The sequence below is a fragment of the Pseudomonas sp. P4_B3 genome (assembly GCF_056402295.1).
In genome coordinates this window covers 20,371-36,560 of record NZ_JBFUHR010000022.1, presented here as the reverse complement: position 1 = coordinate 36,560, position 16,190 = coordinate 20,371, and the positions used below count along the sequence as shown (strand labels likewise).

At 60.1% G+C, this 16,190-nt stretch carries 12 protein-coding genes; all 12 read right to left on the bottom strand.

The window, feature by feature from the left end; translation table 11 throughout:
• Window positions 1-72: 72 nt before the first annotated feature.
• The 12 genes from AC1DWG_RS23925 to AC1DWG_RS23870 all read right to left on the bottom strand — a co-directional run bounded on the left by AC1DWG_RS23925 (window position 73) and on the right by AC1DWG_RS23870 (window position 16,180).
• Window positions 73-369 (bottom strand): DUF2845 domain-containing protein, encoded by a 297-nt coding sequence (locus AC1DWG_RS23925; RefSeq protein ID WP_414875848.1) that lies wholly within the window; start codon window positions 367-369, stop codon window positions 73-75.
• Window positions 369-3,326, bottom strand: a complete 2,958-nt coding sequence (locus AC1DWG_RS23920; RefSeq protein WP_477788437.1) for a DUF748 domain-containing protein — start codon at window positions 3,324-3,326, stop codon at window positions 369-371. Before AC1DWG_RS23920 ends, AC1DWG_RS23925 begins: the two co-directional genes overlap by 1 nt.
• A 93-nt stretch (window positions 3,327-3,419) precedes the next feature.
• Window positions 3,420-4,436 carry a class I SAM-dependent rRNA methyltransferase gene (locus tag AC1DWG_RS23915; RefSeq protein ID WP_477764629.1) on the bottom strand — a complete coding sequence of 339 codons (1,017 nt, stop codon included), beginning with the start codon at window positions 4,434-4,436 and terminating at the stop codon, window positions 3,420-3,422.
• 141 nt (window positions 4,437-4,577) lie between these two features.
• Window positions 4,578-5,444, bottom strand: a complete 867-nt coding sequence (locus AC1DWG_RS23910) for an oxygenase MpaB family protein (RefSeq protein ID WP_477764628.1) — start codon at window positions 5,442-5,444, stop codon at window positions 4,578-4,580.
• A 116-nt stretch (window positions 5,445-5,560) separates the two neighbouring features.
• On the bottom strand, window positions 5,561-7,495 hold the full coding sequence (gene acs / locus AC1DWG_RS23905) for an acetate--CoA ligase (protein WP_477764627.1): 1,935 nt from the start codon (window positions 7,493-7,495) through the stop codon (window positions 5,561-5,563).
• A gap of 199 nt (window positions 7,496-7,694) precedes the next feature.
• On the bottom strand, window positions 7,695-9,359 hold the full coding sequence (pgi, locus tag AC1DWG_RS23900) for a glucose-6-phosphate isomerase (RefSeq protein ID WP_477764626.1): 1,665 nt from the start codon (window positions 9,357-9,359) through the stop codon (window positions 7,695-7,697).
• A 224-nt stretch (window positions 9,360-9,583) separates the two neighbouring features.
• A complete protein-coding gene (gene panD, locus AC1DWG_RS23895; RefSeq protein ID WP_003228271.1) occupies window positions 9,584-9,964 on the bottom strand; it encodes an aspartate 1-decarboxylase in 381 nt (126 codons plus the stop codon).
• Window positions 9,965-10,090: 126 nt separating this feature from the next.
• Window positions 10,091-10,951: a pantoate--beta-alanine ligase gene (panC, locus tag AC1DWG_RS23890; RefSeq protein WP_477764625.1), complete on the bottom strand. Its 861-nt coding sequence runs from the start codon at window positions 10,949-10,951 to the stop codon at window positions 10,091-10,093.
• Window positions 10,948-11,748, bottom strand: a complete 801-nt coding sequence (gene panB / locus AC1DWG_RS23885; protein ID WP_223528383.1) for a 3-methyl-2-oxobutanoate hydroxymethyltransferase — start codon at window positions 11,746-11,748, stop codon at window positions 10,948-10,950. Before panB ends, panC begins: the two co-directional genes overlap by 4 nt.
• A 364-nt stretch (window positions 11,749-12,112) precedes the next feature.
• The gene (folK, locus tag AC1DWG_RS23880; protein WP_477788436.1) at window positions 12,113-12,598 is read right to left on the bottom strand and encodes a 2-amino-4-hydroxy-6-hydroxymethyldihydropteridine diphosphokinase; all 486 of its coding nucleotides are present in this window, start codon (window positions 12,596-12,598) and stop codon (window positions 12,113-12,115) included.
• A gap of 3 nt (window positions 12,599-12,601) precedes the next feature.
• Window positions 12,602-14,002 carry a polynucleotide adenylyltransferase PcnB gene (locus AC1DWG_RS23875; protein WP_008050165.1) on the bottom strand — a complete coding sequence of 467 codons (1,401 nt, stop codon included), beginning with the start codon at window positions 14,000-14,002 and terminating at the stop codon, window positions 12,602-12,604.
• 738 nt (window positions 14,003-14,740) lie between these two features.
• Window positions 14,741-16,180: a sigma-54-dependent transcriptional regulator gene (locus AC1DWG_RS23870; protein ID WP_477759972.1), complete on the bottom strand. Its 1,440-nt coding sequence runs from the start codon at window positions 16,178-16,180 to the stop codon at window positions 14,741-14,743.
• Between the last annotated feature and the right edge of the window lie 10 nt (window positions 16,181-16,190).

Sequence of the window (16,190 nt, the reverse complement as noted above, 5' to 3'; positions counted from 1 at the left end):
GCCGGGGCCTGTTCTATGTGTAATGCTGAAAATCAATTTGTAGGAGCGAGTTCACATGAATTGGGGGTGGGGTCAGTTTCCGCGTTTGCTGGTGATCTGTTTCAGCCGATTACCTTCGAACCGCAAGTATTGATACATCCCTCCATTCGGTCCGTAGGTCCATTCCTCGACCTGAAACTCCTCGCGCCGATCTGCACTGCGTTTGTAACCCAACAAGTCGCGACTGACCGGTTCACCGCATTTCTGCAGAACTTCGCTGGAGCGATCGCCGACGCTGATCAATTGGCTGCCACAGCGCAGGGTATCGGCCGCCCAGGCCTGACTGGCGGATAGCACCAGAACCAGGCCTGCCAGCAGCCACCGAACCATCACTCGGCGTCCAGATGCATCGGTGTTACCACGCGGCCGTCACTTTCTGCCTCGCCCAGATTGGCGTCGATGAAATACACCCGGGTATCCTCCAGTTTGCCCTTGTCGACCAGGTAATCCTTGATGCTGCTGGCGCGTTCCTGGCCCAGTTGACGCAACAGCACGTCACTGGAGCTCCAGAACTTGATCACCTCGGCACGCATTTTCGTGGTGCGCTCTTCCTTGCCCAGATCCTTCCATTCGGCGGGGGGCTGGGTTTTCAGGCGGGTGCGGTAGATACCTTCGAGCAGCGGGCCTTTTTCCCCGTCTGGCACTTCCAGCAACGAAGCCTGGGCCGGGACCTTGTCGCCGCGGCGCTGGAGCATTTTGTAGTAGTTGTACTGGTACTCACGCTCCAGGCGTTGTTCGGCGATCAGTGGGCCATCGGCGCTCTGGGCGGCGGTGCCTTCGATTTCCAGGCGCAGGGCCGGGCGTTCCTTGAGCGCCTTGGACAGTTTGTCCAAAGCGCCTTCGGCGTCCTTGCCCAGGTCGCTGGAACCCGCTGCGAAGGAAACACTACCCAGGTCTTCCGCGCCACTTCCGTTGACCAGCCCGCCAATGAGCTTGAACGGCGCCGCCGCGGCTTTGACGATCAGGTTGCGCAGGGTCTGCCAGATAATCGGCATGACGCTGAACTGAGGGTTGTTCAGGTCGCCGCTGACCGGCAGTTCGATGGAGATCTTGCCGTCGACGTCCTTGAGCAAGGCAATCGCCAGTTTCAGCGGCAGGCTCACGGCATCCGGGCTGTCGACTTTTTCCCCCAGTTGCAGTTGTTCAACCACCACTTTGTTTTCAGCTTTGAGCTGGCCCTTGGTGATCTGATAGTGCAGGTCGAGATTGAGCCGGCCCTTGCGGATACGGTAGCCGGCGAACTTGCCGGAGTAGGGCGTCAGCGTGGTCAGTTCCACGCGTTTGAAGCTGGTGGCGATGTCGAGACTGGCCATCGGGTCGAACGGATTGACCGAGCCCTTGATGGTCACTGGCGCGTAGCGATCGACCTTGCCCTTGACGTCGACACTGGCCGGTTTCGGCTGGCGGCTGTCGATGGTGCCGATCTGCCCGTTGAGTTGCTGAATGGCGGTGGCGAAGTTCGGGGTCAGGCTGAAGTCGGCAAAGTTGGCCGAACCGTCATTGATGAAAATGCCGCCGATGTGGATGCCCAACGGTTTTTCGTTGCTGGCGGGTTTGCTTGCCGCTGGTTTTGCCCCGGAGTCTGCCGGTTGCGGAATCAGCAGGTCATCGATGTTGGTGGTGCGATCATCGTTGATCATGAAGCGTGCATAGGGCTGGAACAGGTTGATCTTGTCGATCGACAGGCTGTTCCCATGCTGATAGTTCAGGCCTTCGACCACGACCTGTTGCCACTTGAGGAAGTCGCGGGTTTTCAGGGTGTCCAGGGTATGCAACTGATCGACCTGGGCGCGGCCTGTGACGTTGAAGGCCAGGGGGGCGGTGCTTTTCAGGTCGACCGCCAGATCGCTGGCGAGCATGCCGCTGCGCAGCTCCAGGCGAATGAACGGCGTGATGTAGGACTGGGCAACACGCAGGTCGATGTCCCTGGTCTGGACCTTTAGTCTGGCGCTGACCGGGGCCAGGTTGACCTCGCCGTCGGCCATGATCTTGCCTTGCTTGCCCACGCCGGTATCGAGCTTGAGGGTAAAGGGTGAGCCGTTGAGGCTGTCGAAGTTTTGCAGGTCGAGGTTCAGCGGGCTCAGATCCAGGGCGACGGCGGGTTGTGCCTTGCGGTCGGCCAGATGCACCTGGTAATCGCGCAACTGCACATCCTTGAGCAACACCTGCCAGGGTTTGCCTGGGGCGGCCGGTTCGGGCTTCGGTGAGTCTGCCGCCGCCGGAGTGCTGGCTGGTTCTGCATCCGCCTTGGCTTTGGCGGTGGGTTTTGACGGTTGGCTGGCGAACAGTTTCTGCCAGTCGAGTTGGCCGTCCGGTTCCAGAGCGGCCCAGGTTTCCAGTTTGTGGCTGCGGATCTTGCCGACCACCACTTGCTGTTTGGCCAGGTCCACGGTGGTTTCGCTGACGTCCAGGCGCTCAAGCTTCACCAGCGGCCGGCCATCCGGGGCCTTGATCGCGAAGGGTGCAATGTTGACCGCTACATTGCTCAGCAGCAGCTCGGTTTCCTTGGCCAGGCTGAATTTGTAGTCGGTACTGATGCTCATGATGCCGTTTTCGAGGTCCAGTGGCACGGCGTCGCGCACATAGGGCCAAAAGGCCTTCATTTTGCCATCGGTGATTTTCAGCTTACCTTCGGAAGCGATCGGGATCAGGCTGAAGTTGCCGGTCCAGTCGATTTGTCCGCCATTGGGGCCGACGGCCACCAAGGTCATGTCGGCGCTGTCATCGGGCAGAGTGCTGAGGTTCTTCAGCTCGAAATCGAGTGTGTCGTAGAGAAACTCGATGGGCTCGCTGGGCCGGGCATCTTCAAAGTGCACGGCGCCGCCGGCCAGCTTGATCCGCTCGATGCGCAGCGGAAACGGCTTGGCATCCGGGTTGGCGGGTGTGGGTTCGCTCGCTGGCAGTTTGAACAGCCCCAGCAGATTGAGTTTGCCGTCCTTGCTGAACAGGATTTCGGTCTTGGGCTTGTCCAGTTCGACATCGGACAGGTGCACCGCCTTGGTCCACAGGCTGTCGAGTTGCAGGTTGGCGTACAGACGTTCGAAACCGACCTGCTCCTTGCCGGGCTCGCCGATATTCAAGCCCCAAAGGGTCAGTTCAAGGCTGAACGGATTGAATTCGATCCGCTGGATCGTGGCCGGTGTGGTGGCGTAGTTGGCCAGTTGCTGGTTGGCAACGCGCAGCGCCACACCCGGTAAAATCAGAAAGCCCAGCAAGCTGTAGAGGGCCAGAGCAGTCAACAAGGCACCAATGGCGCGAATCAATCCTTTGTACATGTGTGGCTTCATCTGTCTGGATCGGAGTGCCTTGGAGTATGGCACGCGTTTCCGGTTCCCAAGTGATCGCCCTGTTCAGTAAGTTTCAGATTTCTCCCACAGCAATCAGAGCTGCAGGATCAGGGTTTTCAGCGGTGGTTGCTGATCCATCGACGGGAAGTCGGCGCCTGGCGTCATCACGCTCCACTCACGCACCGGCCGCCCGGCCTTCTCTGCACAACGCAAAACCTGCTCGCGCCAGTCGTCCATGCTGACTTTTGCCAGGTTGTTGCAGCAGATCAGCACGCCGTTGTCGGCGGTGGTCAGCAGGGCGGGTTTGAGCAGGCTCTGGTAGTCGCGCAGCAGGTCGACGGTGCCGAATGCGCTCTTGGCCCAGGCCGGTGGATCCAGCAGTACCAGATCGTACTGGCGCTGTTCCAGGCGCTGATAGCTCGGCAGTTTTTGCCCGCGGCGCTGGCTGATCGGCAGGCCGGCCAGTTGGCGAATGGCCGGGAAGTAGTCGGACTGGATAAATTCCATGGTTGGCAACTGCGGGTTGAGTTGACCGTTCTCTCGGCCGACCGCCAGGTTGCCTTCGGCGAAGTCCAGGTTGCACACCTCGCGCGCGCCGCCGGCGGCAGCACTGAGGCCGACACCACAGGTGTAGGCGAACAGGTTCAGCACGCTTTTGTTTTTGCTGTGGTCCTTGACCCAGCCACGGGTGTTGCGCAGGTCGAGGAACAGCAGCGGGTCTTGTCCGGCATGGCGACCCCGCACCCGATAGTTCAGGCCCCATTCGTGGCCGACCAGGTCCTGCAGGGCGGCTTCGTCGGCGCGGTAGACGATGTCTTCGCGATCGATGCGCGAGTTGCCACGGGAGCGGTCGTTGTAGACCAGCAGGGTGTCATAACCCAGGTGCTGATTGATCGTTTCGTGCAGTTGCAGCAGCGTTTCGCGCTCCAGCGCCTGGTGGAAACTTTGCACCAGCAATTGCGGGCCGTAGCGGTCGATGGTCAGGCCACCGGCGCCTTCCTGGCTGCCGTGGAACAGGCGATAGCAATCGGTGCCTTGCTGGTGCAGTTCGGCGAGCAGGTCCTGGCGTTGATCGAGGGCGGCGCGCAGCGCCTGATTCAAGGAAGACATGCTGGGCGCCTTGCAGGAGGGAATTGGGCGCGGGAGTTTAACAGTTTGGAGCACAACCTGTAGGAGCTGGCTTGCCAGCGAAGGCCGCAACATGGCTTATCTGACAATCCGCGTTATCGTTCATCGCTGGCAAGCCAGCTCCTACAGGCCCATCCGTCGTTTAGCCCGCTGCACCGACCCATTGCGCACCGCCCATCGCAGCATCGGCGCACTGTGATTGACGCTGGCGCGGATCAGCTTGCGTTGCAGTGGATTCTGGCTGACGCCGAGCATGGCACTGGCCCAGTCCGGCAGCAGATCGATCCCGGCCTGCATCATCAAGCCGCCAAACGGCTTGGCCAGGCGACTGGGGGAGGGGGCGTTCAGCAACAGGCGCAGGACTTCGCGACTGCGTTCGTCGCATAGCAACTGTGGACGTATGTGCTCGAGGTAGTCGGCAATTTCCTGCCGAGAACGGGGCACATTCCGGGCCCCGAGTCGTTCGGCGACCAAGGCGATTTCTGCGTAATAGCGATCCTGATCGGCCGGTGAAAGATGCGGGTTGCGATAGCGTAAATGCGCAGCGAGGAAGTTGCTGACTTCCGCCACATGCACCCATGTCAGCAAATCGGGATCGCTGGCGGCGTAGGGGCGTCCATCGGGCGCAGTGCCGGTAATCTGCAGATGGATGGTGCGGACCTTCTCGATCAACCAGTCGGCGTCCTGTCGCGAACCGAACGTAGTGCCGGAGATGAACTGCCCGGTGCGGCGCAAGCGGCCGAGCATGTCTTCACGAAAGTTCGAATGGTCCCAGACCCCGGCCAATGCCAGCGGGTGCAGGGCTTGCAGCATCAGGGCGCTGACGCCGCCGATCAGCATGCTGCTGAAATCACCATGGACTTGCCAGCTCACCGAGTCTGGCCCGAACAGCCCCGGGTCGCCCTTGGGGTTTTCCAGGTCGAGTTTGCCCAGGGACAAACCGCTCAGGTTCATGATCTGGGTTTCGATGCGGGTGCGGATGAATTCCATGAATACCCTGTAGGAGCAGCCGGTCGACGCTCGATTGCTCGCGATGGTCGTTAACGATAACGCGTGTTTCCTGAATATACACGGCGCGTCGGAGTTCATCGCGAGCGAGCTCGCTCCTACTTCAAGCGCTTGTCGATCAGCCCTTGCACCACGCTCGGGTCAGCCAGGGTCGAAGTGTCGCCCAGGTTGTCGAGTTCGTTGCAGGCGATCTTGCGCAGAATGCGCCGCATGATCTTGCCTGAGCGGGTTTTCGGCAAGGCTGGTGCCCACTGGATCAAGTCCGGCTTGGCGAAACTGCCGATTTCCTGGCTGACGAGGGCCAGCAATTCTTTCTTCAGTTCATCGTTGGTTTCGACGCCGTTCATGGGCGTGACGAAGACGTATATGCCCTGGCCCTTGATGTCGTGGGGGTAACCGACCGCAGCGGCCTCGGCGATGCTCTCGTGCAGCACCAGGGCGCTTTCCACTTCGGCGGTGCCGATACGGTGGCCGGACACGTTGATCACATCGTCGATGCGCCCGGTGATCCAGTAATCACCATCCTCATCGCGCCGTGCGCCGTCGCCGGTGAAGTAGTAGCCGGGGTAGGGTTTGAAATAGGTGTCGACCATGCGCTGCGGGTCGCGATAAACGCTGCGGATCTGCGCCGGCCAGCTGGACTTTATGGCCAGTACGCCGCTGCCGGCGCCTTTGATTTCCTTGCCCTGCTCGTCGAGCAATACCGGCTGCACGCCGAACATCGGTTGTGTCGCGCAACCGGGTTTGATCCGCTGTGCACTGACCAGCGGGCTGAGCATGATGCCGCCGGTTTCGGTCTGCCACCAGGTATCGACGATCGGGCAGCGCTCTTCGCCGACCTCATGGAAGTACCATTCCCAAGCTTCCGGGTTGATCGGCTCGCCGACCGTGCCGAGTAGCCTGATGCTCGCGCGGGATGTTTGCTTCAACGGTTCGGGGCCTTCGCGCATCAGTGCGCGCAGGGCCGTCGGGGCGGTGTAGAAAATGTTCACCTTGTGCTTGTCGATCACCTGCCAGAAGCGCGAAGTACTCGGGTAGCTCGGCACGCCTTCGAAGATCAGCGTGGTCGCGCCGTTGGCCAGCGGGCCGTAGACGATGTAGCTGTGGCCAGTGACCCAGCCGACATCGGCAGTGCACCAGAAGACTTCGCCATCGCGGTAGTCCAGTACGTACTTGAAGGTCATCGCTGCTTGCAGCAGGTAGCCACCGGTGGTGTGCAGCACGCCTTTGGGTTTGCCGGTGCTGCCGGAGGTGTAGAGGATGAACAGCGGGTCTTCGGCGTCCATCGGCTCGGGTGGGCAATCGGCGCTGGCTTCGCTCAGGGCCTGCTGATACTTGATGTCCCGTCGTTCGACCCAGTTCACCTGCCCCTTGGTGCGCTCGACCACCAGCACGGTGCTCACGTCCGGGCAGCTTTGCAGCGCCTTGTCGACGTTCTGTTTCAGCGGTACGAATTTGCCACCACGCACGCCTTCATCGGCGGTGATGACGGTGCGGCAGTCGGCGTCGAGAATGCGGTCACGCAACGATTCCGGGGAGAAGCCGCCGAACACCACCGAGTGCACCGCGCCGATGCGGGTACAGGCCAACATGGCGTAGGCCGCCTCGGGAATCATCGGCATGTAGATGCACACGCGGTCGCCTTTTTTCACGCCACGGCTTTTCAGCACATTGGCCAGGCGGCAGACGTTTTCATGCAGTTTCTTGTAGGTGATCGATGTCGAGTCGGCAGGGTCGTCGCCTTCCCAGATGATGGCGACCTGATCGCCGCGCTTCTCCAGGTGCCGATCGATGCAGTTGTAGCTGACGTTCAATTGCGCACCGGCAAACCAGCTGGCTTCACCGGTTTTCAGGTTGTAGCGCTGGACGGTTTCCCAAGGCGCGCTCCAGTCGAGAAAACGCGTGGCCTGTTCGGCCCAGAACGTACTGGGGTGTTCAACGGATTCGCGGTACAGGCGCTGATAGTCGTCTTGACTCAATTGTGCAGCCCGGCGGACGGCATCGGCTTTGGGGAACGTGCTGATATCGAACATGACGGTTCCTTATTCTTGTTCTGCGACAAAGATAAAGATGCGCCGAGAGGTCAATTGGTTCAAGAGGGGAGCTGTGCGACCCTCGTAGGAGTTGGCTTGCCAGCGAAAGCGGTGTGTCAGTCGACATAAGCGTTGAATGACGCGCAGCCTTCGCTGGCAAGCCAGCTCCTACAGGGGGGGGCTTGTTGCCTCTGTCAAATCACCCGCGATGACGACCACGGAAGTAATTGATCAGCCCTTGGGTCGAGGCGTCCTCGGCCGGGGTTTCTTCGCTGCCGACCAGGCGGTTGTAGACGCCTTTGCCCAGCTCTTTGCCCAGCTCCACACCCCACTGGTCGAAGGCATTGATGCCCCAGATCACGCTTTGCACGAAGACTTTGTGTTCGTACATCGCCACCAGAGCGCCGAGGCGACGCGGGCTGATGCGTTCGACCACCAGGGTGTTGCTCGGACGGTTGCCCGGGATCACCTTGTGCGGCGCGAGTTTGTGCACCTCGGTTTCACTCATGCCTTTGTCGCGCAGCTCGTTTTCGGCCTCGCCAAGGGTCTTGCCGAGCATCAGCGCCTGGCTCTGCGACAGGCAGTTGGCGTACAGCCACTGGTGGTGGTCGGACACCGGGTTGAAGCTGACGATCGGCACGATGAAGTCGGCCGGGATCAGCTGCGTGCCCTGGTGCAGCAACTGGTGATAGGCATGCTGACCGTTGCAACCCACGCCGCCCCAGATCACCGGCCCGGTGTCGGTGGACACTGGCTTGCCGTCCTGGCGCACGCTCTTGCCGTTGGATTCCATGTCCAGCTGTTGCAGGTGCTTGGTGATGTTACGCAGGTAATGGTCGTACGGCAGGATCGCGTGGCTTTGCGCGCCCCAGAAGTTGCCGTACCACACGCCGAGCAGGGCCAGCAGCACTGGCATGTTCTGTTCGAACGGCGCGCTCTGGAAGTGCTGGTCCATGGTGTAGGCACCGGACAGCAACTCCTTGAAGTTGGACATGCCGATGGCCAGGGCAATCGGCAAACCGATGGCCGACCACAGCGAGTAACGCCCGCCGACCCAGTCCCACATCGGGAAGATGTTCTCTTCACGGATGCCGAACGCTACCGCGGCGGCGTTGTTGCTCGATACCGCGATGAAGTGGCGATACAGCTCGGCTTCCGAACCACCCTGGGCCAGGTACCAGGCACGGGCAGCCTGGGCGTTCTTCAGGGTTTCGAGGGTGTTGAAGGATTTCGACGAGACGATGAACAGTGTGGTCTCGGCGCGCAGCTTCATGGTCAGTTCGTGGAACTCGCTGCCGTCGATGTTCGCCAGGTAATGGCAACGCACGCCTTTCTGGGCGTAGGACAGCAGCGCTTCGGACACCAGCTCAGGGCCGAGGAACGAGCCGCCGATGCCGATGTTCACCACGTCGGTGATCGGCTTCTCGGTGTAACCGCGCCACAGACCATCGTGGATACGGCCGACGAGGTCGGTGATCTGGTTCAGCACCTTGTGCACTTCGGGCATCACGTTGACGCCGTTGACCGACAGCTTGTCGCCAACCGGGCGGCGCAGGGCCGTGTGCAGGGCCGGACGGCCTTCGGAAGAGTTGACGATTTCGCCGTCGAACAGCGATTTGATCGCGCCCTTGAGGTCGACTTCGTTGGCCAGGCCCACCAGCAGATTGCGGGTCTCGGCGTTGATCAGGTTTTTCGAATAGTCGAGAAACAGGCCGCAGCTACTGAGGGTGAATTGAGTAAAACGCTGCGGATCGGCATTGAAGGCTTCGCGCATGCTGAAATCCTGCATGGCTTGGCGGTGGTCATTCAACGCTTGCCAGGCAGGCAGAGCGGTAACGTCGTGAGGAGTGCGGTAATACGCCATCGCTGCGGGTTTCCTTATTACTTGAACGGCCTTTTGAACACTAAAAATCCCGGAGCGCTATGGATGGGCGTTCCGGTCAACTGCGTCGACACGATTTCATGGCGCAGGGCGGATACAGTAAACCCCGCGCAATGATCTGTCTTGACTTTGTCTGACCTGTTTCCGGTACTTTTTTAACACCAAAGTTAGGAACGGTCCGACAAACGGAAGAGACAGGACTCGGATCAGGCGACCTGGACCGGAATGGCGTTGCTGGTGTGGCTCAATTCATTGCCCGGTGCCATGTAGAGCATGCGCGGTTTGAAGTTGAGCAGTTCGGCTTCGCTGTAATGAGCGTAAGCGCAGATGATCACGCGATCGCCGACCTTGGCCTTGTGCGCCGCGGCGCCATTGACCGAGATCATGCGCGAGCCTTCTTCACCACGGATGGCGTAGGTGGTGAAGCGCTCGCCGTTGTCGACGTTGTAGATCTGGATCTGTTCGTACTCGCGGATGCCGGACAGGTCCAGCCATTCACCGTCGATGGCGCAGGAGCCTTCGTAATCGAGTACAGCGTGGGTGACTTCGGCGCGATGCAGCTTGGCTTTGAGCATGATGGCGTGCATGAGTATTTCCCAGGTCGGAATCGAACGGCGGGCAGCGCCCACAGGCGCGTAGGAGCTGCCGCAGGCTGCGATCTTTTGATCTCGCCGTTGATTTTGGTTTTGTTGTTTGATCTTTGATCTTGCTGTTTAAACCGCAGCGTCGAGGTTCAGGTGCAGGTTGTCGATCAACCGTGTAGTCCCCAGGAAGGCCGCCACCAGAATCACCAGGTCACGATCCTGCGCCGTCGCTGGGCGCAAGGTCAGGGCATGGCGGATTTCCAGATAATCAGGACGCAGGCCGGCTGTTTCGAGCTGTTTGATCTGCGTGCCGATCAGCGCCGGGTAGTCGCGTTCACCCTGCTTGATCGCCTCGCCGATCGCTTTCAGCGTGCGGTAGACCACCGGTGCCACAGCGCGTTGCTCTTCGTTGAGGAAGCCGTTGCGCGACGACAGCGCCAGGCCATCGGCCGCCCGTACGGTCGGCTCACCGATGATCTGGATCGGCATGTTCAGGTCATGTACCAGCGCACGAATCACCGCCAGTTGCTGGAAATCTTTTTCGCCGAAAATCGCCAGGTCCGGCTGGACCATGTTGAACAGCTTGCTGACCACCGTCGCCACACCTTCGAAATGACCCGGCCGGCTGGCGCCGCACAGTCCTTCGGACAGTTGCGGGACGCTGACGCGGGTCTGGCCGGCCATTCCGTCGGGGTACATCTCTTCAACAGTGGGGGCAAACAACAAATGGCAACCGGCCTGGAGCAGTTTTTCCTGGTCGGCGGCGAGGGTGCGCGGGTACTTGTCGAGGTCTTCGCCAGCACCGAATTGCAGCGGGTTGACGAAAACGCTCGCCACCACGAAGTCCGCCCGCTGGGAGGCTTTGGTCACCAGTGCAACGTGACCGCTGTGCAGGTTACCCATGGTTGGCACAAAGGCGATGCGCTTGCCTTCGCTACGGGCGCGGGCCACTGCGGCCCGTAGTTCGCGTACGGTTTTTACGGTGTTCATGCAGAGAATCCGTGTTCGATCCCAGGGAAGGTCGCCGCTTTGACTTCAGTCACGTAGGCATTCAACGCAGCTTCAATGCTGGTTTGGCCAGTCATGAAGTTTTTTACGAATTTTGGCAAGCGGCCGGTAATGGACAGCCCCAGCATGTCGTGCAGAACCAGCACCTGGCCATCGGTGCGATTGCCGGCGCCAATACCAATCACCGGTATCTTCACCGCCTGGGTGATTTCTTCGGCCAGTTCGCTCGGGACGCACTCGAGCAGCAACATTGCCGCACCAGCCTGTTCCAGGGAAATCGCGTCGGCACGCATCTGCCGGGCCTGGTTTTCATTGCGACCCTGGACCTTGTAGCCGCCAAGGATGTTCACCGATTGCGGCGTCAGGCCCATGTGCGCGCAGACAGGGATGCCGCGCTCGGCCAGCAGGCGGATCGAATCGGCCAGCCACAACGCTCCTTCGACCTTGACCATGTGCGCGCCGGCCTGCATCAACAGGGCGCTGTTGGTCATGGCTTGCTCGGTGGTGGCGTAGGCCATGAAAGGCAGGTCGGCGAGGATCAGGGCATCGCTGTTACCGCGTTTGACGGCGGCCACGTGATAAGCCATTTCTGCAGTGGTGACAGGCAAGGTGCTGTCGTGGCCCTGCAAAACCATGCCGAGGGAGTCGCCCACCAGCAGCACTTCGACGCCGGCCTGATTGCAGGCATGGGCGAAGGTCGCGTCGTAGCAGGTCAGCATGGTGATCTTTTCACCTTTTTGCTTCAGACCTTGCAGGGTGGTCAGGGTGATGGCTGGCATGAAAAGTTCCTCATTCAGGCGCTGTGGAAACTACTGCGAGTAACGCGCGTGATTCTTCGTTGAATACAGGCGCACGTTCTTTTATCGTGCTTTTAAGGCCTGGATTGCGCCCTTGAACGCCGTGTTGGCGGCAGCGGGACGCCTATAGTCGTGAGGAGAACGAGGGAAGTCAATTGCGTGTGTTACCGCATTGTTACGGGTGGGGTGTTACCGGGGTAACTGATGCGATTCAGCAGCAGATCTTGTGCCTGGCCCAAGATCCCCTGTAGGAGCGAGCCTGCTCGCGATGGCAGTGTGTCAGTCAGCATTTCATTCGCTGACAGACCGCTATCGCGAGCAGGCTCGCTCCTACAGGGGATTTTCGTCAGTTCGGGGGCAGGCGTTCCAGGCCGACGAACGGGCATGCCTTGAGCAGTTCGTCCAAGGTCCGGCCATCGGCCAAGCGCAGATCCGCAGGTGCCAGTTCCGCCAGCGGATACAACACGAAGGCCCGTTCCTGCATATGGTAATGGGGAACCTTGAGGCGCGGTTCGTCGATCAGGCGATCACCGAACAACAAGATGTCGAGGTCCAGCGTGCGCGGTCCCCAGCGCTCAAGACGCTCGCGACCCTGGCCGTTTTCGATGGCCTGCAAGGCATCCAGAAGGTCCAGCGGCGCCAGCGTACTGTCGAGAGCGGCCACCGCATTGGTGTAACGCGGTTGGCCGGGCAGCAGCGAGTCGCTTTGGTAAAACGCAGAAACCCCGACCAGCGCCGTTTGCGGCAAATGCGCCAGCGCCTCGATGGCGCTGCGCAATTGTTCGGCGGGGTCAGCCAGATTGCTGCCCATGCCGATGTAGATGCGTTCCATGGATTACTCGCCCGTGGTGCTCGAAGCGCCGGCAGCGCGTTTGCGCTTGGAACCACCGCTGCGGCGACGCTTGCGCGGGGCGCCGGTGCCTTCGTCCTTGCCGCTGAGGTCGCGAATCATGTCACGGCGCTCGCTTTCGTTGGCGTCCTGGTAGTCCGTCCACCATTCGCCCAGGCCATCGGTCTGCTCGCCGGCGCTTTCACGTAGCAGCAGGAAGTCGTAGCCAGCGCGAAAACGCGGGTTGTCCAGCAGCAGATCGGCACGCTTGCCGCTGCGGCGGGGCAGGCGTTCCTGCATGTCCCAGATTTCGCGGATCGGCATGGTGAAGCGTTTCGGAATCGCGATGCGCTGGCACTGTTCGGCAATCAGCTCGTGCGCCGCTTCCTGCATTGCCGGAATCGGCGGCATGCCACGCTCCTGCAGGCGCAGGACGCGGGCCGGCAGGGCAGGCCAGAGCAGGGCTGCAAACAGGAACGCCGGGGTGACCGGTTTGTTCTGCTTGATCCGCAGGTCGGTATTGATCAGGGCTTCGCTGATCAGGGTGTGGGTGTACGTCGGGTTGTATTCCAGTGCTTCGGCGCTGGCCGGGAACAATGGATCGAACAACTGCAGGTCGACCAGCATTTCAAACGTATCGGCGGCATGGCCGGAGAGGAACAGCTTGAGCACCTCTTCGAACAGGCGAGCCGACGGGATCTCGCGCAGCATCGGCGCCAGGCCGCGGATCGGCAGGGCGCTGTGTTTTTCGATGCCGAAGTTCAGCTTGGCGGCGAAACGCACGGCCCGCAGCATCCGTACCGGGTCTTCCTGGTAGCGTTGCGTCGGATCGCCGATCAGGCGGATCAGGTGATTGCGGATGTCGTGTACGCCGTTGGCGTAATCGAGGATGCGTTCGCTGACCGGATCGTAATACAAGGCATTGATGGTGAAGTCGCGACGTTGCGCGTCTTCTTCCAGAGTGCCGTAAACGTTATCGCGCAAGATGCGCCCGCTTTCGTTGCGCGAAGACTGATTGCTGTCTTCCTCGTCTTCGTTCTGCGGGTGATTGGCGCGGAAGGTCGCGACTTCGATGATTTCGCGGCCGAAGTGGATGTGCACCAGTTTAAATCGGCGCCCGATGATTCGCGCGTTACGGAATTCGGCCCGCACCTGCTCGGGTGTGGCGCTGGTGGCAACGTCGAAATCTTTCGGTGTGATACCCAGCAGCATGTCGCGCACGCAACCGCCCACCAGGTAAGCCTGATAACCGGCGCTCTGCAGGCGTTCAACGATATTCACCGCGTAACGGCTGAATTGCGCCTTCTGCAGCGAATGTTGGCCGCTGTTGAGCACTTCAGGCGTGCTGCGAATGTGTTGCGTAGGACGCTTGGGAGAACGGAATGACTGGAACAGCTTCTTCAGCATGGGATGCACTGTTTGAAGGAATATTCGGCCATAACAAAAGAATGACCGCATGATGGGCGGGGATTCTAGCATTTAGTCAGGGGATGGTGTAGGACGCAGCAGATATGAGCTGTAGGCCGCAGGCTTCAAGGCCGGAACGAGCCGATTTGCGGGGGATTTGCGAATCGCAGAAACCACAAGGGGAGCCGAAGCTCCCCAAGAAGTAGTTGCATGCTCTATTTTTATTTTTGGTTTCGGGCTTCTTGTTTTTGTTGAGTGCCCTCGCCATGAAGCTTTCCTTCATGACCCTCCCAATCGGGAGTCAAGAGCAAACGGATTGCTTTGGTCGCTGAATTGCAGTGATCTTTCGATCCAACCAGTACAGGTTCTGTCTTAAGACAGTTTTTTGTTGTTCTCGGCCTGGTCGTGGGGCAAGCCCCAAATACAACGCCTCTCCAAAAGAATCAGTTAGCTACGCCTCTCGCCGTCTTGTTTTTATTGTGCGTGAGTCGATTCGTCTTATTTTTATTGTCTTGTGCATTGCTTGTTATTGTTCTTGTACCAAGCATATAGCAGGGTGCGTGCCAACTTTTGCGAAGCCCAATGAAACAAGGGGTTAGGCCGCTCGGCAGGCATTTCGAGGGCCAAAAAAAGCCGGGGCTTCGTTACCGTAAGCCCCGGCTTCTGTTACGTGAAAAAACTGAGGTAACAGTTTTTTCCACAAAGTCACGTGTTACCCGCACATGAGACAGGTGTGGTTCAGCTTTCGCTGGCCACCCCGGTCTTGCGCCGCGGGATGCCCAGGCGCTGACGGCGCTCCCACAGGCATTTGCGGCTGACCCCGAGTTTGCGGGCCAGCTCGGTTTCGGTCATGTGGTCCTGATGCTCGAGGACGAAATGCTGGAAGTAGTCTTCCAGGGAGAGGTCTTCGGTCGGCTCGTGGTTGCTGTTACTGGCATTGCCATTGCCCTGTTGTGGGGGCAGGCCAATGAATTCGTCGTCTTCCAGGTCGCCCAGCTCGATGTCGATGCCCAACAACTCGGCGGAAATTTCCGGGCTTTCGCACAGGATAACGGCACGCTCGACGGCGTTTTCCAGTTCGCGAACGTTGCCCGGCCAGGAGTAGTGACGAATGGCTTGCTCGGCATCCGCGGCGAACGTCAGGTCGGTGCGGTTGATTCGCGCACTTTGCCGCGCCAGGAAGGCGTTGGCGATTTCGTTGACGTCCGCACCGCGTTCGCGCAGGGCTGGCAGCTTCAGCGCGATAACGTGGAGGCGGTAATACAAGTCTTCGCGGAACTGGCCGATCTTCGCCAGGCTCTTGAGGTCGCGGTGAGTCGCGGCGATCAGGCGCACATCGACTTTCTGCGACTGCACCGAGCCAACACGACGAATTTCGCCTTCCTGCAATACGCGCAGCAGTCGTGCCTGGGCTTCCAGCGGCAGTTCACCGATTTCGTCGAGGAACAAGGTGCCGCCATCCGCCGCTTCCACCAGGCCGGCGCGTCCGGCGCTGGCGCCGGTGAATGCGCCTTTCTCGTGGCCGAACAGTTCGGATTCGATCAGGCTTTCCGGAATGGCTGCGCAGTTCACCGAAATCATCGGTGCCTTGGCGCGTTTTGAGAGGTTGTGAAGGGCGCGCGCCACCAGCTCTTTACCGGTGCCCGACTCGCCCTGGATCAGAACGTTGGAATCGGTTGGCGCGACTTTGCGGATCTTGCCATACAGGTCCTGCATCGGCGGGCACGAGCCGATAATGCCGATTTCACCGTTGCTGTTGTCGGTACCGGATTTCGCCGCACCGTTGGCGGCTTTGCCGGCAACTGCCTCACCACCGGCTTGTACCGTTTGTCGGTCACGCAGGATTCGTGCGGCGGCTTGCAGCATTTCGTCGTGGTCGAATGGCTTGGCAATGTAATCCACCGCACCCATTTTCATCGAGTCGACCGCCGAGCGCAGGCTGGCATAGCTGGTCATGATCAGCACCGGCGTGCCTTGGGCGAGCTTGATCAGCTCCGTGCCAGGCGCGCCCGGCAGACGCAGGTCACTGATGATCAGATCGAACGAGGGAATGGTGAAGCGTTCTTGTGCTTCCTGCACTGATCCGGCTTCGCTGACCTGGTACTGGTTACGTTCCAGCAGGCGGCGCAAGGCGGAGCGGATAATGGTTTCGTCTTCGACGATCAAAATGTGCGGCATTGATTCGATA

What these genes read in the sequence shown, in the direction of transcription:
- AC1DWG_RS23925 (WP_414875848.1), bottom strand. Translation starts at nt 369, where the DNA reads ATGGTTCGGTGGCTGCTGGCAGGCCTGGTTCTGGTGCTATCCGCCAGT.
- AC1DWG_RS23920 (WP_477788437.1), bottom strand. Translation starts at nt 3,326, where the DNA reads ATGAAGCCACACATGTACAAAGGATTGATTCGCGCCATTGGTGCCTTG.
- AC1DWG_RS23915 (WP_477764629.1), bottom strand. Translation starts at nt 4,436, where the DNA reads ATGTCTTCCTTGAATCAGGCGCTGCGCGCCGCCCTCGATCAACGCCAG.
- AC1DWG_RS23910 (WP_477764628.1), bottom strand. Translation starts at nt 5,444, where the DNA reads ATGGAATTCATCCGCACCCGCATCGAAACCCAGATCATGAACCTGAGC.
- acs (WP_477764627.1), bottom strand. Translation starts at nt 7,495, where the DNA reads ATGTTCGATATCAGCACGTTCCCCAAAGCCGATGCCGTCCGCCGGGCT.
- pgi (WP_477764626.1), bottom strand. Translation starts at nt 9,359, where the DNA reads ATGGCGTATTACCGCACTCCTCACGACGTTACCGCTCTGCCTGCCTGG.
- panD (WP_003228271.1), bottom strand. Translation starts at nt 9,964, where the DNA reads ATGCACGCCATCATGCTCAAAGCCAAGCTGCATCGCGCCGAAGTCACC.
- panC (WP_477764625.1), bottom strand. Translation starts at nt 10,951, where the DNA reads ATGAACACCGTAAAAACCGTACGCGAACTACGGGCCGCAGTGGCCCGC.
- panB (WP_223528383.1), bottom strand. Translation starts at nt 11,748, where the DNA reads ATGCCAGCCATCACCCTGACCACCCTGCAAGGTCTGAAGCAAAAAGGT.
- folK (WP_477788436.1), bottom strand. Translation starts at nt 12,598, where the DNA reads ATGGAACGCATCTACATCGGCATGGGCAGCAATCTGGCTGACCCCGCC.
- AC1DWG_RS23875 (WP_008050165.1), bottom strand. Translation starts at nt 14,002, where the DNA reads ATGCTGAAGAAGCTGTTCCAGTCATTCCGTTCTCCCAAGCGTCCTACG.
- AC1DWG_RS23870 (WP_477759972.1), bottom strand. Translation starts at nt 16,180, where the DNA reads ATGCCGCACATTTTGATCGTCGAAGACGAAACCATTATCCGCTCCGCC.